This is a genomic window from Pseudomonas sp. C32, from assembly GCF_030417915.1.
Classification (GTDB): domain Bacteria; phylum Pseudomonadota; class Gammaproteobacteria; order Pseudomonadales; family Pseudomonadaceae; genus Aquipseudomonas.
In genome coordinates this window covers 1-25282 of record NZ_JAUHUK010000008.1, presented here as the reverse complement: position 1 = coordinate 25282, position 25282 = coordinate 1, and the positions used below count along the sequence as shown (strand labels likewise).

At 59.4% G+C, this 25282-nt stretch carries 17 protein-coding genes; 11 read left to right on the top strand and 6 right to left on the bottom strand.

The window, feature by feature from the left end:
- Positions 1–101 precede the first annotated feature (101 nt).
- Positions 102–8021: a retention module-containing protein gene (locus QYH43_RS10880; protein ID WP_301157039.1), complete on the bottom strand. Its 7920-nt coding sequence runs from the start codon at positions 8019–8021 to the stop codon at positions 102–104.
- Between the two features lie 591 nt (positions 8022–8612).
- On the opposite strand from QYH43_RS10880, the gene QYH43_RS10875 reads away from it, so the two are divergent.
- The 3 genes from QYH43_RS10875 to QYH43_RS10865 all read left to right on the top strand — a co-directional run bounded on the left by QYH43_RS10875 (position 8613) and on the right by QYH43_RS10865 (position 13646).
- Positions 8613–9971, top strand: a complete 1359-nt coding sequence (locus QYH43_RS10875; protein WP_301157038.1) for a TolC family outer membrane protein — start codon at positions 8613–8615, stop codon at positions 9969–9971.
- 138 nt (positions 9972–10109) lie between these two features.
- Positions 10110–12269 carry a type I secretion system permease/ATPase gene (locus QYH43_RS10870; protein ID WP_095058961.1) on the top strand — a complete coding sequence of 720 codons (2160 nt, stop codon included), beginning with the start codon at positions 10110–10112 and terminating at the stop codon, positions 12267–12269.
- A gap of 9 nt (positions 12270–12278) precedes the next feature.
- Positions 12279–13646, top strand: a complete 1368-nt coding sequence (locus QYH43_RS10865) for an HlyD family type I secretion periplasmic adaptor subunit (RefSeq protein WP_095058960.1) — start codon at positions 12279–12281, stop codon at positions 13644–13646.
- Between the two features lie 56 nt (positions 13647–13702).
- Here QYH43_RS10865 and QYH43_RS10860 read toward each other — a convergent pair whose 3' ends face one another.
- Both QYH43_RS10860 and QYH43_RS10855 read right to left on the bottom strand, forming a co-directional pair.
- Positions 13703–14296, bottom strand: a complete 594-nt coding sequence (locus QYH43_RS10860; protein ID WP_095058959.1) for a tRNA-uridine aminocarboxypropyltransferase — start codon at positions 14294–14296, stop codon at positions 13703–13705.
- A 5-nt stretch (positions 14297–14301) separates the two neighbouring features.
- On the bottom strand, positions 14302–15195 hold the full coding sequence (locus QYH43_RS10855) for a LysR family transcriptional regulator (RefSeq protein ID WP_053156392.1): 894 nt from the start codon (positions 15193–15195) through the stop codon (positions 14302–14304).
- 343 nt (positions 15196–15538) lie between these two features.
- On the opposite strand from QYH43_RS10855, the gene speB reads away from it, so the two are divergent.
- The 5 genes from speB to QYH43_RS10830 all read left to right on the top strand — a co-directional run bounded on the left by speB (position 15539) and on the right by QYH43_RS10830 (position 20382).
- Positions 15539–16489: an agmatinase gene (gene speB / locus QYH43_RS10850; RefSeq protein ID WP_047532133.1), complete on the top strand. Its 951-nt coding sequence runs from the start codon at positions 15539–15541 to the stop codon at positions 16487–16489.
- 9 nt (positions 16490–16498) lie between these two features.
- Positions 16499–16921 (top strand): nuclear transport factor 2 family protein, encoded by a 423-nt coding sequence (locus QYH43_RS10845; protein WP_095058958.1) that lies wholly within the window; start codon positions 16499–16501, stop codon positions 16919–16921.
- A gap of 54 nt (positions 16922–16975) precedes the next feature.
- Positions 16976–18487, top strand: a complete 1512-nt coding sequence (locus tag QYH43_RS10840) for a cytosine permease (RefSeq protein ID WP_095058957.1) — start codon at positions 16976–16978, stop codon at positions 18485–18487.
- Between the two features lie 128 nt (positions 18488–18615).
- Positions 18616–19995: a sodium:solute symporter gene (locus tag QYH43_RS10835; protein ID WP_301157037.1), complete on the top strand. Its 1380-nt coding sequence runs from the start codon at positions 18616–18618 to the stop codon at positions 19993–19995.
- A 135-nt stretch (positions 19996–20130) separates the two neighbouring features.
- Positions 20131–20382: a phosphopantetheine-containing protein gene (locus QYH43_RS10830; RefSeq protein WP_095058955.1), complete on the top strand. Its 252-nt coding sequence runs from the start codon at positions 20131–20133 to the stop codon at positions 20380–20382.
- 179 nt (positions 20383–20561) lie between these two features.
- Here the strand turns inward: QYH43_RS10830 and QYH43_RS10825 are convergent, their stop codons facing one another.
- The 3 genes from QYH43_RS10825 to QYH43_RS10815 all read right to left on the bottom strand — a co-directional run bounded on the left by QYH43_RS10825 (position 20562) and on the right by QYH43_RS10815 (position 22848).
- The gene (locus tag QYH43_RS10825) at positions 20562–20690 is read right to left on the bottom strand and encodes a PA1414 family protein (protein WP_007914492.1); all 129 of its coding nucleotides are present in this window, start codon (positions 20688–20690) and stop codon (positions 20562–20564) included.
- Between the two features lie 208 nt (positions 20691–20898).
- Positions 20899–21831 (bottom strand): DMT family transporter, encoded by a 933-nt coding sequence (locus QYH43_RS10820; protein ID WP_095152158.1) that lies wholly within the window; start codon positions 21829–21831, stop codon positions 20899–20901.
- Between the two features lie 180 nt (positions 21832–22011).
- Positions 22012–22848 (bottom strand): S1-like domain-containing RNA-binding protein, encoded by an 837-nt coding sequence (locus QYH43_RS10815; protein ID WP_095058953.1) that lies wholly within the window; start codon positions 22846–22848, stop codon positions 22012–22014.
- Between the two features lie 351 nt (positions 22849–23199).
- Here QYH43_RS10815 and QYH43_RS10810 point away from each other — a divergent pair, with 351 nt between their 5' ends.
- From QYH43_RS10810 to QYH43_RS10800, 3 genes are all read left to right on the top strand, one after another.
- The gene (locus QYH43_RS10810) at positions 23200–23388 is read left to right on the top strand and encodes a hypothetical protein (protein WP_015096330.1); all 189 of its coding nucleotides are present in this window, start codon (positions 23200–23202) and stop codon (positions 23386–23388) included.
- A gap of 207 nt (positions 23389–23595) precedes the next feature.
- Entirely contained in the window at positions 23596–24318 is a 723-nt protein-coding gene (locus tag QYH43_RS10805) for a TorF family putative porin (RefSeq protein WP_095152159.1), read from the top strand.
- Positions 24319–24395: 77 nt separating this feature from the next.
- Positions 24396–25262: a DUF6279 family lipoprotein gene (locus tag QYH43_RS10800; RefSeq protein ID WP_301157036.1), complete on the top strand. Its 867-nt coding sequence runs from the start codon at positions 24396–24398 to the stop codon at positions 25260–25262.
- The last annotated feature ends 20 nt before the right edge of the window (positions 25263–25282 follow it).

Below are 25282 nucleotides of genomic sequence, written 5' to 3'. Positions count from 1 at the left end.
CATAAAGAAACGAGCCTGCGCGCGATAGCGGTTTCACATTCAAAATCCATGTTGAATGATCCACGCCATCGCGAGCAGGCTCGCTCCCCCAGGTCCTCAGGTCACACGGTATCCACCTTCAAGGTATGGTCGTTGAGCATGCCGTTGATGATGGTCGCCGTGTCTGCCCCCCCTACCAGTCCTCCGGCCCCCGGTGTTACGCCGTAGTGGTCGGCAAGGTCCACGCCCGCCAGGTCGATGGTCTGGTTCGGTATCGCACCGGCCGTGGCACTGACGTTGATGCTGGTGAGGAGTGAAGCACCGCTGCCGGTGACGGTGAAGTGCAAGTAGTCGTCGAGCGACGCCGTGGTGCTGTTTTCACCTTGCAGCAGTTGCGACAGGTCGAGCTTGTCGGTGCCGGGGGTAAAGTCGGTGATGAGGTCGTGACCGCTATTGCCGTTGAGCCATTGGAAGGTGTCGGTGCCTGCGCCCCCGGAGAGAGTGTTGTTGCCCATACCGCCTATCAAGAGGTCGTCGCCGCCCTCGCCTTTGAGCACGTCGTTACCCAGGCCTCCGGTGATGACGTTGCTGTTGTTATCGCCGGTCAGGTTGTCGTTGAAGTTCGAACCGATGAGGTTTTCGATGCTGGTCAGGGTATCCGTCCCGGCGCCAAACGTGTTTTGCCCGACAAGGGTGCCCAGATTAACGGTGACCCCGGCCGTGGCGTGGGCGTAGCTCGCGGTATCGATGCCGGTGCCGCCGTCGAGCACATCAGCGCCTGGACCGCTGTAGAGCAAGTCATCGCCTGCGCCGCCATGCATTTCGTTGTTGCCTGAGCCTGCGGTGAGCACGTCGTTGCCGTCGCCAGCATTGAGGAGGTTGTTGCCGTCGCCGGCAACCAGCACGTCGTTAAGTTCTGTACCGGTGAGGGTGTGACCGGCTTGGTAGCTGATGGTCACGTTGCCCGTGCCGCTGCCGCCGTGGTTATCGTTGGCGGTGTAGGTGCCATCGAAGTCCGGGATGACCTCATGCGATCCGTTGTAGCTGAGCGTCATGGTGAGGTTATAGTCTTCCGCCCGATCTCGAGTGTTTTGGCTACCGGAGGAGTTCGTGATGTTGGTCACGCGGATCTGATACGTGCCGTCAACGCCAGCAATGATGTCACCGCCATCGTTGATAGCTGTGAACGCGCCGTCGTTGAGCGAGTACTCCATTTTAATTCGACCAGCCGCCAAATCATGATTCAGGTTAAGGGTCTCACCCTGATTCAGTTTGACGGTAATCAGGTCTACATCGTTGGCATTGTCGTTGGTCACCGCCCCAAGATAGCCGCTGATCACCAGTAAAGCCGTCATGGTCCCGGTTTTAGTGAGAAACGAGCTGCGTACGTTGGCCAGGCTCTGATTGGCGACGATATCGTTCTCGCCGTCGAAATTGATCGCACCGGAGCCGGTGAGCTTCCAACCCGTCTTGAATGTGGTTGGCGTAGCGCTGAGCGCATCGCCGTTCGCGTCGATGTCATTGCCTAGTAGCAGTTCGCCCGGCACCACGATGTTTTCCGAGAACACGTTGGTGATGATGTGATCAGCTCCCGCCACCGGCGCCGTATTCGGAATGACCTTGACCGTCAGCGTCGAGCTGGCCAGGTCGCCGTCGTTGTCGCTGACGGTGAAACCGATGTTCTCGGTGACCACCACGGTGGTGATTTTCTGCGACGTATAGATGTAGTCGCCGGTGTCGAGGTTGACCACCAAGATGCCGTTTTTGCTGGTGGCGATGCTCAGGGTGTTATTCGCGGTGTTGAAGGTGCCAGCGTTGGTGCCGCCGCTTGGGGTCAGCGAACCCTGGCCGCCGAGTGCTTTTGGATCATAGGTGTAAGTGGTGCCGTCCACGACGATGGACTTGATGAAACCGCCATCGGCGCCGAATGTGCCACCCACGCCCAGCAGGGAACCGGTAACCGGCGCACCCTGCACGGTGCCGGTGAGCACCGAGTCGAGCTGGTTGAGATCGGTGACCACCACCGCGTTGGTGTTGGTATTGCTGATGCCGTCGTAGGACAAAGGATCGAGGTTGGCATTGCTCACACCGCTGCCAAGGCCGATCGCGTAGTTCTTGATGTCGTTGGCCTCGAAGAACGCTTTCAACGAGGCCTCATCTGCGGTGCCAATTTCCTGGCCATCGGTAGGTTTACCGTCCGAGAAGAAATAGCCGATATTCTGCGCCCCGGTGAGTTTGCCCGTGGTGACGAACGCGGTTTTCAACATGGCTACGGCGGCGTCGTAGTTGGTGGTGCCGCCCGATGTGAGGCTGGCAAGCAAGGACTTGGCCGTCGCTATGTCAACCCATACGCCCGAGCTGTCGTTGGCGCCGCTGCTGAAGGTGACCAGGTGCACCTTGACGTCGCCAAGGGCATCGTACTTGTCCAGCAAAGCACTGATCGCATTCTTGGCCAATGCCAGTCGCGTCAGACCCGGTACGCCGGAGGCATCGCCCATACTGCCGGAGACGTCGAGCACGATCAGCAGGTTCGAATCGATTTCCATCGCCGACACCGAACGCTCCGACGCCACCGCTTTGGGTATGTCATCGACAACACTGATGACGATGGTGCTGGTGGTGCTGTTACCCAGCGCATCGGTGGCTTTGTAGGTGAAGGTCTCGTTCGGGGTAAGGGTGGTCACTCCGTCGTTGATATTCGGCGTGGTTTTTGGCGCCGAGGTCAGGGTGTAGGTGTAAGTGCCATCGGCGTGGATTTCGATCTGTCCGTACAAACCGGTGGCGTTGCCGACCAGGCTGTAGGTGAGCGCACCGTTGCCACCGGAGACCGAACCGACCAACGTGCCGGTGGCGGTTTCGCCGGTGTGCGTCGGGTCGCTGCCGGTGACCGTACCAGGGGCCAGATCCAGGCCGCCCTGGCTCAGGTCGAGGGCTTTTTCGTAGACCGTTACATCCCGATCCACACTGGCGATGAGGTTGCCGTCGGCAACGCTGATGGTGATGGTCGTGGTGCTTTCGTCGCCATCGCTGTCGCGGATGGTGTAGGTGAACGTGTCAGTGGCACCCGCCGGGCCCACCGTGTTCGGGTTGCTGTGATAGATCGCGTTGCCCGCCGCATCCAGCGTCAGGTAGCCGTAGTTGCCGATGATGTTGCTGTTGAGGCCGCCGATGGCTGAAGTCGCGATGTTGCTGCCAGCGCGTACGCCGACCACCACACCGCTTACCGCCGCGCCATCCGCCCCGAAGACATCGTTGCCCAACACACTGATGTTGACCGTACCGCCCTCCACCACCGAGCTGGTGTCCAATTTGGCGGTCGGCAAGTCATCGATGATGTTGACGTCGAGTGTGGCATTGGCGGTGGTGCCGTTGTCATCGACCACCGTGACAGCAAACTGCTCAGGCAGTGAGTTGGCGCCACTCGCATTAGGGTGCGCTTCGTTATCGACCAGGGTGTAGCTGTAACTGACGACACCGGTTGTGGCGTTGAACCCGGTGATGGTCAGCGTGCTGCCCAGCGGTGTGCCGGTAGATTGCGGGAAACCAGCCACCACGCCGTTGCTGACGACCGCGATACCGCCCACGGTAAGGGTTTGCACGCCGTCCAGCGCGGTGATGGTGAACGTGCCGCTCTTGGTCAGCGCCGAGTTGTTCGCATCGCTGCCGTCGACGAGGTTTTTCTCGTAGACGGTGAGCTCACCACCGTTGACGTTGAGGCCATTGATGGTCACCCCATCGTCATTGTTGTGGATCTGCAGCACCAGGTTCGCAGTGCTGGTATCGCCGTCCGCATCGGTGATGGTGTAGGTGAAGGTTTCGGTGCCGTTGCCCCCGCCATGCAGCGCTTTGAAATCCGCATCCGTGGTCGTGAGGGTGTAGGTGTACGTACCGTTGGCGTTCAGGGTCAACGTGCCGTAAGTGCCGGTGAAGTTACCGCCAGTAATCGGGCCCGCGTTGGGGCCGGTTGGGATGCGGTCGGCGCCCTGCACATCGTTACCGAGAACATTGCCGCTCAGCGTCAGATTGGTTTCCGAGGCCGTGCCAGCGTTGGTGTCGTCCACGCCTTGCGGCAAGTCATCAATGATGTTGACGTCGAGTGTGGCATTAGCGGTGCTGCCGTTGTCATCGACCACCGTGACAGCGAACTGCTCAGGCAGTGAGTTGGCGCCACTCGCATTAGGGTGCGCTTCGTTATCGACCAGGGTGTAGCTGTAACTGACGACACCGGTTGTGGCGTTGAACCCGGTGATGGTCAGCGTGCTGCCCAGCGGGGTGCCGATAGATTGCGGGAAACCAGCCGCCACGCCGTTGCTGACGACCGCGATACCGCCCACGGTAAGGGTTTGCACGCCGTCCAGCGCGGTGATGGTGAAGGTGCCGCTCTGGGTCAGTGCTGTGTTGCTCGCATCGCTGCCGTCGACGAGATTTTTCTCGTAGACAGTCAGCTCACCACCCTTGACGTTGAGGCCATCGATGGTCACTCCATCGTCATTGTTGTGGATCTGCAGCACCAGGTTCGCAGTGCTGGTATCGCCGTCCGCATCGGTGATGGTGTAGGTGAAGGTTTCGGTGCCGTTGCCACCACCATGCAGCGCTTTGAAATCCGCATCCGTGGTCGTGAGGGTGTAGGTATACGTACCGTTGGCGTTCAGGGCCAACGTGCCGTAAGTGCCGGTGAAGTTACCGGCAGTGATCGGGCCAGCGTTGGGGCCGGTTGGGACGCGGTCGGCGCCCTGCACATCGTTACCGAGAACATTGCCGCTCAGCGTCAGATTGGTTTCCGAGGCCGTGCCAGCGTTGGTGTCGTCCACGCCTTGCGGCAAGTCATCGATGATGTTGACGTCGAGTGTGGCATTGGCGGTGGTGCCGTTGTCATCGACCACCGTGACAGCAAACTGCTCAGGCAGTGAGTTGGCGCCACCCGCATTAGGGTGCGCTTCGTTATCGACCAGGGTGTAGCTGTAACTGACAACACCGGTTGTGGCGTTGAACCCGGTGATGGTCAGCGTGCTGCCCAGAGGTGTGCCGGTAGATTGCGGGAAACCAGCAGCCACGCCGTTGGTGACGACGGCGATACCGCCCACGGTGAGGGTTTGCACGCCGTCCAGCGCGGTGATGGTGAAGGTGCCGCTCTGGGTCAGTGCTGTGTTGCTCGCATCGCTGCCGTCGACGAGGTTTTTCTCGTAGACAGTCAGCTCACCACCCTTGACGTTGAGGCCATCGATGGTCACTCCATCGTCATTGTTGTGAATCTGCAACACCAGGTTCGCAGTGCTGGTATCGCCGTCCGCATCGGTGATGGTGTAGGTGAAGGTTTCGGTGCCATTGCCACCGCCATGCAGCGCTTTGAAATCCGCATCCGTGGTCGTAAGGGTGTAGGTGTACGTACCGTTGGCGTTCAGGGCCAACGTGCCGTAAGTGCCGGTGAAGTTACCGGCAGTGATCGGGCCGGCACTTTCACCAACCGGTACGCGGTCGGCGCCCTGCACGTCGTTACCGAGAACATTGCCGCTCAGCGTCAGATTGGTTTCCGAGGCCGTGCCAGCGTTGGTGTCGTCCACGCCTTGCGGCAAGTCATCAATGATGTTGACGTCGAGCGTGGCATTGGCCGTGGTGCCATTGTCATCGACCACCGTGACCGCAAACTGCTCGGGCAGTGAGTTGGCGCCACTCGCGTTAGGGTGCGTTTCGTTATCGACCAGGGTGTAGCTGTAACTGACGACGCCGGTTGTGGCATCGAATCCGGTGATGGTCAGTGTACTGCCCAACGGCGTGGTGACCGATTGCGGAAAGCCTGCGCTTGCGCCGTTGGTAACCACGGCAATACCGCCCACGGTGAGGGTTTGCACACCGTCCAACGCGGTAATGGTGAACGTGCCGCTCTGGGTCAGAGCTGTGTTGTTCGCATCGCTGCCATCGCTGAGGTTTTTCTCGTAGACGCTGAGTTCACCACCGTTGACGTTGAGGCCATCGATGGTCACCCCATCGTCATTGTTGTGAATCTGCAGCACCAGGTTCGCAGTGCTGGTATCGCCGTCCGCATCGGTGATGGTGTAGGTGAAGGTTTCGGTGCCGTTGCCTCCGCCGGTCAGGGCTTTGAAGTCGGCATCCGTGGTGTCCAGGGAGTAGCTATACGTGCCGTTGGCGTTCAGTACCAACGTGCCGTAAGTACCGATGAAAACACCGGCAGTGATCGGGCCGGTATTTTCGCCAACCGATACGCGGTCAGCGCCTTGCACATCATTGGTTAATACATTGCCATTGAGGGTCAGCAGAGTTTCCGAGGCAGTGCCGGCGTTGGAGTCATTCACGCCTTGCGGCAGGTCGTCGATGATGCTGACGTCGAACGTGGCATTGGCCGTGGTGCCATTGTCATCGACCACCGTGACAGCAAACTGCTCACCCAGTGAGTTGGCGCCACCCGCATCAGGGTGCGTTTCGTTATCGACCAAGGTGTAGCTGTAACTGACGACGCCTGTCGTGGCATCGAACCCGGTGACGGTCAATATACTGCCCAACGGTGTAGCAACCGATTGTGGGAAACCAGCAGCCACGCCATCAGTAACCACGGCGATACCGCCAAAGGTCAGGGTTTGCACGCCGTCCGGCGCGGTGATGGTGAAGGTGCCGCTCTGGGTCAGTGCCGAGTTGTTCGCATCACTGCCGTCGCTGAGGTTTTTCTCGAAGACGGTGAGCTCGCCACCGTTGACGCTTAACCCACCAATCGTGATCGGGTCATCGTTGTTCTGGATCTGCAGGACCAGGTTCGCGGTGCTGGTATCGCCATCGGCGTCCGTCAGCGTATAGGTGAACGTTTCCGTGCCGTTGCCACCGCCATGCAGGGCTTTGAAATCCGCATCAGTGGTATTGAGGGTGTAGGTGTACGTGCCGTTGGCGTTCAGTACCAACGTGCCGTAAGTACCGGTAAACGTGCCGGGGGTGATCGGGCCGGAATTCTCTCCAACAGCAATTCGGTCGGCGCCTTGCACGTCGTTGGTCAACACGTTGCCGTTGAGGGTCAGCTGGGTTTCCGAGGCAGTGCCATTGCCATCGTTAACCGCATTGGGCACGTCATCGGTGATGTTGATGTCCAGGGAACCGGTGACGCTGTCCCCGTTGCTGTCGCCAGCCACCACGGTGAATTGTTCACCGACGCTATTGGCGCCCTCAACGCTCGCATGGGTTTCGCTGCCGTTGAGGGTATAGCTGTAACTGACCACGCCCGTGGCGGGGTTGTATCCGGTGATTGTCAGGGTGCTGCCCAGCAGCGTGGTGATCGACTGCGGGAAGCCGGAGGCCACACCACCGCTGACCACGTTGATCCCGCCGACACTCAGACTGCTCAAGCCATCGGGTGCCGAAACAGTGAACGTGCCGTTTTGCGTCAACGCACCGGCGTTCCCGGCGGAACCGTCGGCCAGATTGGCTTCGTTGACAGTCAACTCGCCGCCCGTCACCGATAGACCATCAAGGGTGACCGGATTATTAGGTGGCACGATCACTGGCGCATCGGCAGGCACAACTTCTTCCGGAGCAGCGTTCAGACGCTCTTCGGGGAATTCCGGAATACCGTTGAAACCGGCAGTGGGGAAACCGATGATGGGATCGACCCGTCCACCCACTTCTTCGAGCATGACAAAACTGTGACCGCCACCCGGCGCACCACCCGTTGCAGTCGTAGTCGTTGGACCGGCAGCGGTGGCTTCAGCGGTTTGGGTCGGGTCGTCGCCGGCCGCAATTGCTTTTTGCAGCTGTTCGACATCGCTCAGCTGTGCCTGGCTCGGCGTCGCTGCTTCAGCGATTTCGACATGGGGGATCTGCTTCTCGAGCATCTGAGTCGTCAGTTGCTGACTGCTGTCGCGCCCAAGCGTCAGCTCCTGGCCATTTTGCAGACGGACCGCCACCGCGCCTTCCGCGCCCGTGGACAATTGTTCTCCGGCAAACAAACGATCGCCCTCGACCACAGCGCGGCGCGTGCCGTCGCTCGATTGAACGAAGACTTGACCGATGACCTGACTGACGGTGCCGATTTGCGTAGCCATGTGTACTTCCTCCGCTGCCAACCGCTGTCGGCACCTTGGTTTGAGCGAAGAACGTGCTAGTGGCTCGAGCGGGTAGCCTGCCGGATTGTCTGCCGGGTGCCAGTTACATGACGTACGTCATAGCCCCGGCGACAATCTCGACCTGCCATTTCACTCACCGCAATGTTTTCGGTTCGGGAAAAATCCTATGCAATCAATGGCATCGCATCCCTGTTCCGCAACAACTTGCCTGTGAGTGATGCGTAACGATCTTGAAACAACAGAGTGACAAAAAACCGTCGCCATAAAATCGTTCGCTCCCCTCCCTTCCTGCACTTCCCTGCCCTATGTCGATAAGTGGATTGGAACTTTTTAAAAGTCCTCGACGAGCGCCCTACAGCTCGTAATTCAAGGGCTTCCGGTGTGAACAATGTGCTGGATTTGGCGAGGTGCATAAGTTTTTTTTGGAATAACCGCTATGAAAAAAATTTCTTAGCTAAACTCGAAAATGTTCTTAGCTCTGTTGTTACAAGCATGAAACGGTTTTGCCTATAAATGTCGTCAAATAATTGGCGACTAATAAGTACCATCAGGATTCAGGGAGATGCACCCATGCGCCAACTAACCCCCCTCTGCAGTGCGATTCTTCTGGCGATGGCCTGCTCATCCCAAGCTCATGCGATGTCGCTGACCGATGCGATCCAGAGCACCATCGCGACCCACCCGGAACTGGCATCGAGGGTAGACAGCCGACTGTCGGCCGATGAAGACGTGAAAGTCGCCAAAGGGGGCTTTTACCCATCGGTTGATCTAAATGCTGCGTACGGGCGCGGATACAGCGACAACACCAGTACCCGGGCATTTGGCGATCACCACACCGAAATCCTCAACTACACCCAGTCGGAGCTGCGCCTGCGGCAAATGCTCTTCGACGGGTTCAACACCTCTAATGAAGTCGAGCGCACCAAAGGCGTGGTCAACTCCCGAGCCTATTACGCTCAGGGCACCGCCCAGGATCTGGCGCTGCGCACCACCGAGGTTTACCTCGAAGTACTCAAGCGCCGTGAACTGGTGACCCTGGCCAAGAACAACCTGCAAGCGCACTTGCGGGTCAACGACCAGATCGGCCTGCGCACCCAGCGCGGCATTGGCAGTACCGCCGACGCCGACCAGTCCACTGCTCGCCGGGCACTGGCGGAAAACAACCTCGACACCGCCGAAGTCGATCTGGCCGATGCCGAGTCGAACTTCTACGCCGTTGTAGGGCGCTTGCCCGATGAGCTGGAAGCCCCGCCATCGATTCGTGGCGAAGTACCCACTGGCCTGTCTGAAGCGCAGCAAAGCATGATGGAAAACAACCCTTACCTGAAATCCGCCCAGGCCGACGTGCAATCGGCCGAGAGTCAATACGAAGTCGCCAAGTCGCCGTTCTACCCACGCTTCGATGCCGAGGCTGCGGTGGGTGCGAACAACAACATTCAGGGCGATGAAGGCCATGACAACGAATGGCGTGTCGGCGTGGTGATGAACTACAACCTGTTCCGTGGTGGCAGCGACAAGGCTCGCCTGGCCTCCGACGCGCACAAGATCAATCAGGCGATGGACATCCGTAACAACGCCCTGCGCCAGCTCAACGAAAACATTCACCTGGCCTGGAACGCCATGGTCAATGCCAAGAAACAAACCCCGACCGCCCGCGAATACGCCGACACCAGTAAGCGCGTACGCATGGCTTACCAGGATCAGTTCGGCCTCGGCCAACGCACCTTGCTCGACTTGCTCGACAGTGAAAACGAGCTCTACAACGCCAACCGTCGCTACACTGAAGTGCGCTACACCGAGGAGTTCTCGATGTACCGCGTGCTGGCGAACATGGGTCAGTTGCTCAGCAAACAGCACGTAGTGTTGCCTGCCGACGCCGTTGCCCAGACCGAAGTGAAGAGCGAAGCCCGTTTGCCTGAACTGAAGTAACTTGTAGGCGCTGCCGAAGGCTGCGATCTTTTGATCTTGTCTATTCACAAGATCGATCGACCGCGGCCCGAGCCTTCGATAGCTCCTGCAGTTCAGCGTGTCGATGCCAATTGTTGTAGTGCAACCGGAGCGATCAATTTGACCAGCATGGAACCCGGCAATACTGGTGTCGATCCGCGCCTGAGTTTCGATGACCCGCTTTTGGACGGTCTGTTGATCCTCTGCAAACTCCACGGTGCGACGGTCAGTCGTGCCAGCCTCAGTGCCGGGTTGCCAATGGCACACCAACGCCTGAGCCTGGACCTGCTGCCGCGCGCTGCGGCCCGCGCCGGTTTACAGGCACGCTTGCTGCGCCGCGACCTCAAAGACATCTCCCCGCTCAACCTGCCCGTGATGCTGTTGCTCAACAATGGCCGCACGGCCGTCCTGCGTCGTTATGCTGAGGACGGTCGGGTGCTGATTCTGCCCAGCGAAGCTGACGGCGGAGAACAATGGATCAGCCCTGAAGAGCTGGAGGAACATTACGCCGGACAGGCCTTGTTTGCCCGTCCTCGGCATGAACTTGAAGACCTGCGTTCGCCACTGGTACCGCGGGTGCAAGCTTGGTTTCGCGACACCCTGAAACTGTCGAAATGGCTATACAGCGACGCGATTCTGGCGAGTTTCCTGATCAACCTGCTGGGCTTGATGGTGCCGCTGTTCGTGATGCAGACCTACGACCGCGTGGTGCCGAACCAGGCCACCTCGACCCTGTGGGTGCTGTCGATCGGCCTGCTGATCGGCACCGGTTTCGAACTGGTGTTGCGGGTAGTGCGGGCGCACTTGCTCGATACCGCCGGCAAGAAAACCGACGTCATCCTGTCCGCGACGCTGTTCGAACGCATCACCGGCATGTCGATGAAAGCACGGCCGGCGACCATCGGCGGATTTGCCCAAAGCATTCATGACTTCCAGGGCCTGCGTGAGTTTCTCACCGCCGTGACACTGACCAGCCTGATCGACCTGCCCTTCGCCTTGCTGATGCTGGTGGTGATCGGTCTGCTCGGCGGTTGGCTGGTGGTGATTCCGGTGCTGGCGTTTCCCATCACCATTATCTTCGCCATGGTGATTCAGGTACGGCTGCGCGACACCGTGCAGAAAAGCCTGAGCCTGGGCGCCGAGCGCCAGGCCTTGCTGATCGAAACCCTCAGCGGCCTGGAAACCCTCAAGGCCTGCAGCGCCGAAAGCGAGCGCCAGCACCGATGGGAAAGCACCCACGGCGCCCTCACCCGCCTCGACAGCCATGCGCGCAATCTCTCTGCCATGGCCACCAACGGCACGCTGTTCATCCAGCAGGTCTCCGGCATGGCAACCATCATTGCCGGGGTCTACAGCATCATCGCCGGCAACCTCAGCGTGGGCGCACTGGTGGCGACCTACATGCTGGGCAGTCGGGTGCTCGCGCCACTGGGGCAGATCGCCGGCCTGATCACTCGCTACCAACAAGCGCAACTGACCATGAAAAGCACTGACGCGCTGATGGGCCTGCCTCAGGAGCGCGATGCCCGGCAACGGCCACTTGAGCGCACCCAACTGAAAGGGGGGCTGGATGTCGTGGGCGTAACCTTCCACTACAACGGCCAAAGCGCCCCGGCGCTGAACAATGTCAGTTTCAGCGTCAAACCCGGTGAACGCATCGGCATCATCGGCCGCAGCGGTTCGGGCAAAAGCACCCTGGCGCGTCTGGTGATGGGTTTCTACGAACCGGCAGAAGGCCAACTGCTGCTCGATGGCCTGGACCTGCGGCAACTGGACGTCGCCGACCTGCGCCATCAAATCGGTTACGTCGCCCACGACCTGCCACTGCTGGCCGGCAGCCTGCGTGACAACCTGACCCTCGGCGCGCGCTATATCAGCGACGCCCGCATGCTGGAAGTGGCGGAACTCACCGGTGTCACCGAACTGGCCCGCCAGCATCCCCAAGGTTTCGACCGGCCTGTGGGCGAACGTGGGCAACTGTTGTCCGGCGGTCAACGCCAGGCCGTGTTGCTCGCTCGGGCATTGCTGCTCGACCCGCCGATCATGCTGCTCGACGAACCCACTAGCGCCATGGACAACACCAGTGAAGACATTCTTCGGCAAAAACTCCATAGCCTGGTCCAGGGTAAAACCGTCTTGTTGGTGACTCACCGCACATCAATGCTCAGCCTGGTGGATCGGCTGGTCGTCCTGGACAACGGGCGGATCGTCGCTGACGGTCCGAAAGAAGCGGTCATCGATGCACTGCGCAAGGGCCGCGTCGGCTCTGCGGCTGCCTAGGAGTCGCCCATGTCTGCTGATCAGCCTGTACCGTCGAACGATCGCGGCTACTTCGACAGTTTCAACAAAAGCGCCGAAACAGAGTTCATGCCGGAAACCGCCGGCGCCGCACTGCAAGACTCGCCGCGCTGGTCGCGGATCACCGTATGGCTCGCGGCCGGGTTGGTTGTCAGCGCCGTGCTCTGGGCTAAATTCGCCGTGCTCCAGGAAGTGACCATGGGCGAAGGCAAGGCGATCCCGTCGAGCAAAGTCCAGGTCATCCAGAACCTTGAAGGCGGGATCGTCAGCGAAATATTCGTGCGCGAAGGGCAAATGGTGAACAAGGGCGACACCCTGCTGCGCCTGGATGACACGCGCTACCTGTCGAACAAGGGCGAAAGCGAAGTCGATCGTTATGCCCTGACCGCACAGGTCGAACGCTTGTCAGCGGAAGCCGAAGGCCGGCCGTTCCTGCTGTCGGCAGAAGTGATCGCCAAGGCCCCGCAAGTGGCCGAAGACGAGCGCTCGCTGTACGAACAACGGCAACGCCGACTGGCCAGTGAGCAGCGCACCTTGAGCGAACAACTGCGGCAGAAAACCCAGGAACTCGCGGAGTTCCGTTCCAAGGCAGGGCAATACAGTTCAAGCCTGGCGCTGGTCAATCAAGAGATGAACATGTCCGAACCACTGGTCAAGACCGGTGCCGTTTCACCCGTGGAAATCCTGCGACTCAAGCGCAGCGCCGTGGAGATTCGCGGTTCGCTGAACGCGACCACCCTGGCCATCCCCCGTGCGGAGTCGGCGATTGCCGAGATCCGCAGCAAGATCGACGAGTCGGAACAAACCTTCCGCTCGGAAGCGGCCAAGGAGCTGAACGAGAAACGCACCGACCTGTCGAAAATCACGGCCACGAGCATCGCCATCGACGACCGCGTGACCCGCACCACGGTGACCTCACCGGTCAAGGGCATTATCAAACTGCTGAAGGTCAATACCATCGGCGGTGTGGTCCAGCCGGGCAGCGACATGGTGGAAATCGTGCCACTGGAAGACAACTTGCTGATCGAGGCCAAAGTGCGGCCACAGGACGTGGCATTCCTGCACCCGGGCCAGAAAGCCATGGTCAAGTTCAGTGCCTACGATTACACGATCTACGGCGGCTTGAGCGCCAAACTGGAGCTGATCGGCGCCGATACCATCACCGATGACAAGGGCAACAGCTTCTACCTGATCCAGGTGCGCACCGATAAAAACCACTTGGGCGGGGACGTGAAACCGCTGCTGATCATTCCGGGGATGGTGGCGACGGTAGACATTATTACCGGGGAGAAAACGGTGCTCGACTACTTGCTCAAACCGGTGCTGAAGGCGCGGACTGAGGCGATGCGGGAAAGGTAGGCCTGAGTTGCAGGGCTGTTGTGGCGAGGGAGCTTGCTCCCGCTCCACAAAGAACTTCATTGCTTGTGATTCTTGCGGTAAACCTCCTCCCCCATCGCCGCAATCTGCCCCTCGATCAACGCCTCGAACGGTTTCAACAACGGTGCAAACGTGGTCGGTGCTTCGAGGGCTTCCAACGCCTGCACAATCGCCTCCACCGTCGACAACGCCCCTGGTCCCGGTGCCTTGCGCAGCCGATAACGGGACACCCCCCCTTCCGCCAGCGTCACCCTCGGCAACGCCGCCAACAGCGGATTGAGGTGCAGCATCTTGCGCGCCTTGCGCCAAGTGCCGTCGGGGACCACCAGCAGCAACGGCTCTTCACTGTCAGCGTAAGCCTGCATCGGTTGAGCGTCCTCGCCCGGAAACAGCAACCGTGCCCGATACCCCGGCTGATTCAACAGCGCCGACAAATCCTCGAACACCTCCCCCACGATCAACTCGGCACGATTCAAACCCAGCGCGGCCAGACGTGCCGTGTTCAAGGCATGATTGACTTCACTCGGATGCTGCAACAGCAGCACCCGGGTGCGGCTGTCGAGGCTCGGAATCAACGGGCACAGGCAGTGGGTTTGCGGACGCAGGCAGCGCGGGCATTGGATTCTGGACATCGTTTTCAGGCCTGATTCAGTTGAGCTTTAAGCAAATCGCGGAAGGTCTGGATCAGCGGCTCCCGGCTACGCCCCCGGCGCACGATCATCGAAAATGGCGCCTGATAGCCGAACGTCGCCGGCAACAACACGCGCAAATCACCCTTGTCGGCCCAGGCCTGGGCGTAGTGCTCCGGCAAGTAACCGATATAGGCGCCGGACAGCACCAGAATCAACTGGGCCTCCATGCTTTCCACCGTCGCAGCACTGTGCTTGAAGCCGTGGCGCGCCAGTTCGGCCTGGCTCCAGTAACCGCGACCGACCATGCGCTGCTGAGTGATGACCTGCTCGGGAATGCGCCGCTCGTTAAACAGCGGATGCCGCGTGCTGCAATACAGCCAATGTTGCTCGCGGTAGAGCGGCATGTACACCAGTCCGCTCATGCGGGTGGAGAACGCACCGATGGCCAGGTCGAGTCGGTTGTCCTGCACGCCCAGCTGCAATTCGTATGGGCTCATGACCGACAGGTGCAGGTGCACGGCCGGGTGTTCCTGGCTGTAGGCGCCGATGGCTTCGGCGAACGGCAAGGCTTTATCGCTGACGGTCGAGTCGATCACGCCGAGGTTCAACGTCCCGCGCAACTCGCCCTTGAGGGCGGCGGCGTACTGCTCGAAGCCTTCGAGTTCACCCAGCAGACGCAGGGTCTCCTGATGGAACAGCTCACCCTTGCTGGTCAGGCTGAAACCGCCACGCCCACGATGGCAGAGCACCAGGCCGAGGGCCGATTCGAGCTGGCTCATGTAGGTGCTGATCGCCGATGTCGAGAGGTTGAGCTCATGCTGGGCATTGGCGAACCCCTGATGGCGTACCACGCTGACGAAGATGCGCAATAGTTTGAGGTCGGGTAAAGCGTTGGCCATCGGTGGCTCCGTAGCGTGTTCAGTGAGTCAGCGATGTCTGATAGACGGTTGCTGCGCAACCCATCGCCAGCAAGCCGGCGCCTACAGAATTAACCAATACCTTAGGGCGACGCCGACCTGTAGGAGCCGGCTTGCTGGCGATGAGTCCGTCCGGACAGCGCATCACTCAAGCCGAGAAGTCTATCCCGGCACTCAGCATTAGTTTAGAAAAATCTGAACTAAGTATTTGCCCGTAGCGATTCTTCCCAGCCACTACATTTCGCAGAATCCGCACAAATCGGTGCCCGTACCTTCCGTGAACGGCGCAACCAATAAATAAAACAACGACGATGAGGCCCTACCCGTGGACAAGATTCTTCACCAACCACTGGGCGGCAACGAAATGCCGCGCTTCGGCGGCATCGCCACCATGATGCGACTCCCCCACTTGAACACCGCTGCCGGTCTGGACGCTGCCTTCGTAGGCGTGCCACTGGACATCGGTACTTCGCTGCGCCCCGGCACCCGTTTCGGACCTCGCGAAATCCGCGCCGAGTCGGTGATGATCCGCCCGTACAACATGGCCACCGGCGCTGCCCCGTTTGACTCGCTGTCGGTTGCCGACATCGGCGACATCGCTATCAACACCTTCAACTTACTGGATGCCGTACGGATCATCGAAGAATCCTACGACAACATCCTCGAACACGACGTGATCCCGCTGACCCTCGGCGGCGACCACACCATCACCCTGCCGATCCTGCGTGCCATCCATAAAAAGCACGGCAAGGTCGGCCTGGTGCACATCGACGCTCACGCCGATGTGAACGATCACATGTTCGGCGAGAAAATCGCCCACGGCACCACCTTCCGCCGCGCCGTCGAAGAAGGCCTGCTGGATCCGGACCGTGTCGTGCAGATCGGCCTGCGCGCCCAGGGTTACACCGCCGACGACTTCAACTGGAGCCGCAACCAGGGTTTCCGTGTGGTTCAGGCCGAAGAGTGCTGGCACAAATCCCTGGCGCCACTGATGGCTGAAGTCCGCGAGAAAGTCGGCGGCGGCCCGGTGTACCTGAGCTTCGACATCGACGGCATCGACCCGGCCTGGGCGCCTGGCACCGGCACCCCGGAAATCGGTGGGCTGACGACCATTCAGGCCATTGAGATCGTTCGTGGCTGCCAGGGCCTCGACCTGGTCGGTTGCGATCTGGTAGAAGTCTCGCCCGCTTATGACACCACCGGCAACACCTCGCTGCTGGCCGCCAACCTGCTGTACGAAATGCTCTGCGTACTGCCTGGCGTAGTCCACCGCTGAGGAAGGGTCATGACCGAACGTGATCAGGTTTTGAAAGCCGCCGCCGATCTGGTGTCGGCGTTTTCCCGTAACGATCGCGAAGCCTACTTCGGCGCGTTCAGCGCCGATGCCAGCTTCGTCTTCTACACCCTCGAACAGCCCCTGCTGTCGCGCGACGCCTATCAGGCGATGTGGGACGGCTGGCGCTCCGAGGATGGCTTCGAGGTGCTTTCGTGCACCTCAAGCAACGCTTTCGTCAGCCTCCAGGGTGACGTGGCGATTTTCATCCATGACGTGGCCACCGAGCTGCGCATGCAAGGGGAGCAGCACTTTAGCCAGGAGCGCGAGACGATTGTTTTCAAGAAACAAGCGTCTGGCCAAGAACAACAAGGCCTATGGCTGGCCTGCCACGAACATTTGTCCGCCATGCCGGAAGGGCTGCCACCCCCTTAGCCAAACAGGTGACGCTCACACACGATGAGCGCGCCTTTATGATCGGAGCAGATCATGAATAACAACAACAAAGAAAAAAGCCTTAGCCGCATTGAAACAAACGGGGTCGAACAGATCCCGGACCATGAGCGTACCGCCCGTCCCAGCGATTTGTTTCGCCTGATCTTCGGCGGCGCCAACACCTTTGCCACCGCCGTGCTCGGCAGTTTCCCGGTGCTGTTCGGCCTTTCATTCCAGGCTGGGGTCTGGGCGATTGTGCTGGGCGTGGTGCTCGGTGCGCTGATCCTGGCGCCGATGGGCCTGTTCGGGCCGATCAATGGCACCAACAACGCCGTGTCTTCCGGCGCACACTTCGGTGTGCACGGGCGTATCGTCGGCTCCTTCCTGTCGCTGTTGACCGCCATCGCGTTCTTCTCGCTCTCCGTCTGGAGTTCGGGAGATGCATTGGTAGGCGGCGCCAAACGCCTGATCGATCTGCCGGAAACCGATCTGACCCTGGGCCTGGCCTACGGTTTGTTCGCGCTGCTGGTGCTGACCGTCTGCATCTATGGCTTCCGCTTCATGTTGTGGGTCAACCGCATCGCGGTGTGGGCGGCGAGCCTGCTGTTCCTGCTGGGTGTTTTCGCTTTCGCCCCTGCATTCGACAGCCAGTACGCCGGCACCGTCGCCATGGGCCAGGCGGGTTTCTGGGCTGCGTTTATCGGCGCCGCGCTGGTGGCCATGAGCAACCCGATTTCCTTCGGTGCATTCCTCGGCGACTGGTCGCGTTACATCCCGCGGGAAACGCCGAAAGGCCGGATCATGGTGTCGGTGATCGCTGCGCAATTGGCCACGCTGATCCCGTTCCTGTTCGGCCTGGTCACCGCCACCATCGTAGCGGTCAAGGCACCGGACTACATCGCAGCGAACAACTACGTCGGCGGTCTGCTAGCAGTTTCGCCGAGCTGGTTCTTCCTGCCGGTGTGCCTGATTGCAGTGATCGGCGGCATGTCCACCGGCACCACTTCGCTGTACGGCACCGGGCTGGACATGTCCAGCGTGTTCCCACGGGTCCTGTCGCGAGTCAAAGCCACGCTGCTGATCGGTGTGATGTCGATTGCCTTCATCTTCATCGGACGCTTCGCGGCCAACCTGGTGCAGAGCGTGTCGACCTTCGCCGTGCTGATCATCACCTGCACCACCCCATGGATGGTGATCATGATCATCGGCCTGCTGGTACGTCGCGGCTTCTACTGCCCGGATGACTTGCAAGTGTTCACCCGTGGCGAAAAAGGTGGCCGCTACTGGTTCACCCACGGCTGGAACTGGCGCGGCCTGGGTGCCTGGATCCCGAGCGCGGCCGTCGGCCTGTGCTTCGTGAATCTGCCGGGGCAGTTCGTCGGTCCGCTGGGCGAAATGGCCGGTGGTATCGACATCAGCCTGCCGGTGACCCTGGGCCTGGCCTCGCTGGTGTACCTGGCGCTGCTGAGTCTGTTCCCGGAATCGAGCGCGGTGTTTGGCCCGAATGACCCACGCAGCAAGAGCACGGATTCGCTCGCTAAACCGGCGATGCACCAAGCCGCCTGATTTTTTGAAGACAGGGCCATGAGGTGACCTCTGTGGCGAGGGAGCAAGCTCCCTCGCCACAAAAACTACCCCATAGCCATAACGCAACTTTGTTTCACCATAAAAAAGACAATCGGAGACACGCCATCATGGCTTTGGATTTATTCGTCGTACTCATCTACGCCGCCGCGATGCTGATACTCGGCTACTACGGCATGCGCAAGGCCAAGACCAACGAAGACTTTTTGGTCGCCGGTCGTAACCTCGGTCCGAGCCTCTACATGGGCACCATGGCCGCCACCGTTCTGGGCGGCGCGTCCACTGTCGGCACCGTGCGTCTGGGTTACGTCCATGGCATCTCCGGTTTCTGGCTGTGCGCGGCCCTCGGTTGCGGGATCGTGGCGCTGAACCTGTTCCTCGCCAAACCGCTGCTCAAGCTGAAGATCTACACCGTTACCCAGGTGCTGGAGAAACGCTACAACCCGATGGCCCGCTCGGCGAGCGCGGTGATCATGCTGGCCTACGCGCTGATGATCGGCGTGACGTCGATTCTGGCAATCGGCACTGTGCTGCAAGTGCTGTTCGGCCTGCCGTTCTGGATCTCGGTCGTGCTGGGTGGCGGCGTCGTGGTGATTTACTCGGCCATCGGCGGCATGTGGTCCCTGACCCTGACCGACATCGTTCAGTTCGTGATCAAGACTGTCGGCCTGATGTTCATCCTGTTGCCAATCTGCCTGTACCGCGTCGGCGGTTGGGATGAGTTGGTGTTGAAACTGCCGGCGGCGAGCTTCAGCTTCACCACCATCGGCTGGGACACCATCATCACCTACTTCATGATCTACTTCTTCGGCATCCTGATCGGTCAGGACATCTGGCAACGGGTGTTCACCGTCAAGACCGCCAAAGTGGCTCAGGTTGCCGGTACCGCTGCCGGTATCTACTGCATCCTCTACGGCCTGGCTTGCGCCTTGATCGGCATGGCTGCACACGTACTGATCCCGGACCTGGACAACGTCAACAACGCCTTCGCCGCTATCGTCAAACTGTCCTTGCCGGACGGTATCCGTGGCCTGGTGATCGCTGCCGCACTGGCCGCCATGATGTCCACCGCCAGCGCCGGCCTGCTCGCCGCTGCCACCACCCTGACCGAAGACCTGCTGCCGAAACTGCGTGGCGGTAAACAGTCGAGCCTGGCGATGAACCGCCTGTTCACCCTGTTGACCGGCATCGTGGTACTCGGCATCGCCCTGATCGTGAACGACGTGATCAGCGCCCTGACCCTGGCCTACAACCTGCTGGTCGGCGGCATGCTGATCCCGCTGATGGGCGCCATCTTCTGGAAACGCGCTACCACTGCCGGCGCCATCGCCAGCATGGGCATGGGTTTCGCGACTGCGCTGCTGTTCATGTTCAAGGACGGCCTGGATGCCAACACCCCGATCTACTACAGCCTCGGTGTAGGTCTGGTGAGCTTCGTGGTCGTCAGCCTGATGTCCCGTCGCCCGGCCGCAGTGGCGAGCCTCGCCTAAGCTGAACATAACAACTTGATGCTTTCTTCGACGGGTGTGGCGTCGGTTGCCACACCCGTTTTTTTTCGTCTGGCGAAACCCACTCGCATCTAAAGCCTGCTGTACTCACGACAGGGAGAATACCGAAGAGTCCTCATGAACAGAGCCAGCGTCCTTGTCGTCGTGCGTCGCCACATCAACCGCCTGCTGGAAAATCAGCAAGACTTTGACGACAACGCCAGTCTGGCGAAGTTGGGACTGGATAAAGAAGATATGGAAGAGCTGATCTTCCGTCTGGAGGATGAGCTGGATTTGACGGCGTTTACCGCCGAAGAAGACCGAATGCTCAAGACTGCCAGGACGGCGAGTGATTTAAGCTGGTTCTTGATGGAAATTGGGCAGTATTGAGACTGAGTCGCACGCACTGCCCTTTGTGACATTCCCGCTCGACGGCGCTGCCGTCGAAATCAGCGATCGAGTGATGAAGCCTGATGCAACTCAGTGGTACTTGGGACCGCTTCGCGGTCCAACGGGAGCAAGCGCCCTCGCCACAGCAAGCCCCCCAAACAGCCAGATAACGTCAACCGTTACCGGCGTCGCTGCTGGCGCCGACGTTGCTCATCGTCAGTACGAATAGGCACAGGTTGCAGAGGCGGTTCGATCAGACCGAGTGCAACACCCAGGTCGTGCAGCCAGTTTTGGATTTTCTCTTTCATGGTGCCCCCTTCAGGGTAGTGCCGAGCGGCCAAAATTCTGTAGCCCCTTTGCACTGATAATAGTCCGAAGTCCCCAGCAATGCTCGGCCAATGTCGCAATGATCTGTTACTGAATCCATCACAATCATCCCGCGTTCAGGCAATGGCCTGCGCCCGCGCCGAAGCCGGCGGAAAAACTGCCTGCTGTTGTTCAATCCACGCATTCAGGTCAGTGCTGCCCAAGGACTTTGCGCAAACGACGGCGCACCCACTGCTCGGCACTGACAAAGGTAATGCCCGACAGCACCAATACCGCGCCGACGACGAAGTTGACGCTCAGTTCTTCGCCCAGCAGCACCACGCCGAACGTGACGCCAAACAGCGGCGTCATGAACGAAAACACTGCAAGGTTCGCCGCCAGGTAACGGCGCAACAGCCAGAACCAGACCAGGTAACTGAAGAACGACACCACGACGCCCTGAAACAGCACACTGGCCACCGCCACGGTGGTCAGGTTGACGTGGGTGATTTGCCCGCTGAGCAGAGCAATCAACAACAACCCGACGAAGCCGACGATCAATTGATAGAACAGCGTCAACGTGACGGGCGCTTCCGACAGCCGTGAAGCACGCACCACCACCGTTGTGGCACCCCAGGCGGCACCGGCGAGCACGCCCAGCGCATCCCCCATCAACATGCGGCGATCAAGATTGTCCCAGGAGACACCACCGGCAAACGCGATGGCGATCCCGATGAACGCGAAGATGATCCCCAACCATTGCAGGGGTCTCAAACGCTCACTGGGCAGCAACCAATGCACGCCCAATGCGGTAAAGATCGGCGCGGTGTAGAGAAACACCGACATGTGTGCCGCGGTGGTGAGTTGCAGGCCTTCGGAAATGAAGAAGAATTCGACACCAAACAACGCGCCGGCCAACAGCCCACCGCGCCAGGTAGAAGGAACCTGATCCCAGCCGCCTTTCCAGCAGATCAATAATCCTACGAGCAAAGCGGACATGCCTGACCGCGCTGCCGCCTGCATCACCGGTGCAATGTCCGGCGCGGCCCACTTGATCATCACCTGCTGAACGCCCCAGACCAGGCACAACCCGACCATCACTTGCAGGGCAAAGCCATCGGCGCTACGCCGGGTGGCAGTCACCTAAACACCTCGATTTCACGAACCATGGCTTAGACTCGGCAGTAAAAACAAAAACCCCGGCCTTCTGATTCCGGGGTAAACAATCAAGGATACCAACCGTAGGAGCTGTCGCCGGCTGCGATCTTTTCTTTTCAATCATCAAAATCAAAAGATCGCAGCCTGCGGCAGCTCCTACGGGGATCAGCTTAGTTCGATGCGATCGGCATGAATGACGATCTGACCATTCTTGTACAGCGCACCAATGGCCTTTTTGAAGTTGCCCTTGCTGACACCGAACAGGCTGGTGATCAATACCGGATCACTCTTGTCGCTGACCGCCAGGCTGCCATTGTTTTCGCGCAACTTGGCGAGGATCTTCGAGTTCAGGCTGGTCGCCGCCTCCTGGCCGACCGGTTGCAGGCTCAGGCTGATCTTGCCATCGGTGCGCACTTCCTTGATGAAACCCTTCTCTTCTTTACCTGCGCGCATGAACTTGAAGATTTCGTTCTTGTGGATCAGGCCCCAGTGCTTGTTGTTGATGATCGCCTTGAAGCCCATGTCAGTGGCTTCGGCAACCAGCAAATCAACTTCCTGGCCCGCGGTGTAATTGGCCGGGGTCTTGTCCAGATAGCGATCCAGACGTGCCGTCGCGGTGATGCGGCGAGTGTGCTTGTCGAGGTAGACGTGCACCACCACATATTCGCCGGCCGTCATTTGACGCTTTTCTTCGGAATACGGCAGCAACAGATCCTTCGGCAGTCCCCAATCCAGGAATACACCGATACTGTTGACTTCAACTACTTTCAAACTGGCGAATTCACCGACTTGAACTTTCGGTTTTTCCGTCGTTGCGATGAGTTTGTCATCGCTGTCCAGATAAATAAAAACGTTGAGCCAGTCTTCATCTTCGCTGGGAATATCTTTTGGAATATAACGATTAGGCAGAAGGATTTCGCCATCCGCACCGCCGTCCAGATATAAACCGAAGTTAGTGTGTTTAACCACTTGCAAACTGTTGTAACGCCCGACTAAAGCCATGTCCAATACCCTCATTGCGTGGGCGGCATTCTACCCGGTTTTAACGGTCGCGTTCGGTGCCCGGCCCGGTGGCGCGAGAAAATCCTGTGCAAGCCCTGAATTTTCGGGGCTCGCGCTGCGCGACTGCCCGCTCGTCAGACCGTTCGGGGCATTTATGCCAGCGCCTGGCTCGCGCGACGTCGTATTTTTTCCTGCAATCTTTTTAGTTAAAACAGCGGCTTAGGAGAATAATTCGAAGATTCACCGACAATTGATTTCACTCACACCCTGAGTATTCCGAGGGGATATTCGCCAAGCAATTATCCGCTGTTTCCTGTACGATGCATGGCCAAGTTAATTTTCTACAGGTTAATGGCCGCCATGCGCGTAAAAGCATCCACCAGCAAAGCAAAGCCAGCTCCAGCCGTCGAAACCAGCGAATCGATCAACAGCCAGATTGCTGCGTTCCTCAAGTCCGGCGGTGAAATCCAGCAAATTGCCAAAGGCGTCAGCGGCCAGACATTCGGCCCGTCCAAGCAGATCACCTTGGGCAAAAAGTAATACCCCCCGCGTCACCTGGTCCTCAAGCGCTTTGAAGCTCGAAGCGCTTGGACTGGAACCCCTCGAATATCGTCCCTTCCTACAATCAATCGTTTAAAAATCGACGAACGGCCCTCGATGCCGATCATTCGCCGGTATCCTTGCACACGTCTGGATCAAGCGTTTCAGCCGATTCATTGTCGGCGCTCGCTGCTCAAGGAGTGACGCATGCTCAAATCATCCTGTTTATCGCTATTGTTCGTCAGCCTGCTGGCATGCCCACTGGCGCACGGCCAAATCTTGCAGCGCGAACTGGGTAATTTCGACCTCAAGCTTGGCACCAGCCCCACCCGCAGCATGGCCCAGGGACTGGTCAAACCCAACGCGGCCGGCTCGTTCCATGGCGGCCTGGACCTGAGCCACGACAGCGGCTTCTACGTGGGCCAATGGTCGCCGAGCATGGGCATCAGCCCAGGCAATAACCTCGAAATCGATTCCTACGCAGGCTTTAAACAGCCCTTCGACCAAACCCTGGGTTACGAAGTCGGCATGATCCGCTACAGCTACCCCGAAGTGGAAACCCTGAACAGCCAAGAGTTTTTCGGAGGCCTGACCTTGCTGGGCAGCCGTTTCGGCGTCGCTTTCAGCAATGACCCGGACAAACAGAACAACACCCTTTTCGCGGACTTGAGCGGCAATCAACCCTTCGGCATCGGCGTGAGCATGAAATACACCACCCACCAGCTCAACGCACCGATCGCAGTGGACGGCGGTTATGTAGGCAGTTTTACCGATTGGTCGTTGAAATTGTCCCGTCCGTTCATGGGCATCGACCTGGACCTGATCTACAGTGACTCAAGCCTGCGGGGCAACGATTGCTCGGCCTATTCCGGTCACAACAGTCAATGCGACGGGCTGGTCACCCTCAAGGCCGTGCACACGTTCTATTGATCGGCTGAACTGCCTGGCTCATGCTGCGTTCACATGAGAATCAGACCCCGAAGGCAGGCTTTCGCAAGGACTCGCCCATGTCTCGCTGGCTCACACATATAGCGATTGCGCTCACCGTCGCTCTCTCGCTCGGCGCTTGCAGTCGCATGGGCCTGGCTTACCGCAACCTCGACGTGATCATCCCCTGGACGCTCAGCGATTACCTGGACATGAACGGCGAGCAAAAAGGCTGGCTGGACGAACGGTTGAAGGAGCACTTGAGCTGGCACTGCACCACTCAACTGCCGGGCTACCTGGACTGGCTGGACCGTTTGCAAGCCATGATCGCGACCAACCAGGTTACCGATGCCGGACTGCAAGCCCGAGCCGTTGAAGCTCGGCAAGCGATCGCCGAGAGCGCCCGGCAAATCACCCCTTCGGCCATCGAACTGCTGCAAGGGCTGGATGACAAGCAAGTCGCGGAGATGAACGACGCCTTCGCCAAAGATCAGCGCAAACGCCAGGAGCAGTACCTCAAACCACCCCTCGACCAGCAAATCAAGGACCGTGCCGAGCGCATGGAAAAGCGCCTCAACGACTGGCTCGGACCACTCACCCCAAGCCAGAAACAGCGTGTCTCGGCATGGTCTAAAGCCTTGGGCGAACAGAACACTCAGTGGCTCGCCAACCGCGCCCACTGGCAGAAACAGTTCAGTGCCGCCGTGGCGCAGCGTCAAAGTCCGGAATTCCCACAACGAATCGAGACGCTTCTGGTCGATCGCGAGCGTTTGTGGACACCGGCCTACCGCGAGGCTTTTGCCACCACCGAAGCCCAGGCAAGAGCGCTGTTCGTCGATTTGATGGCTGAGAGCACGCCGACGCAACGGCAGCGGTTACTGACGAAGATTGAGGGCGTGAGGAAGGATTTCAGTGATTTGAAGTGCCTGAAAGCCGCAAAAGGATAGTGGTCCAACGGCTAAGCACT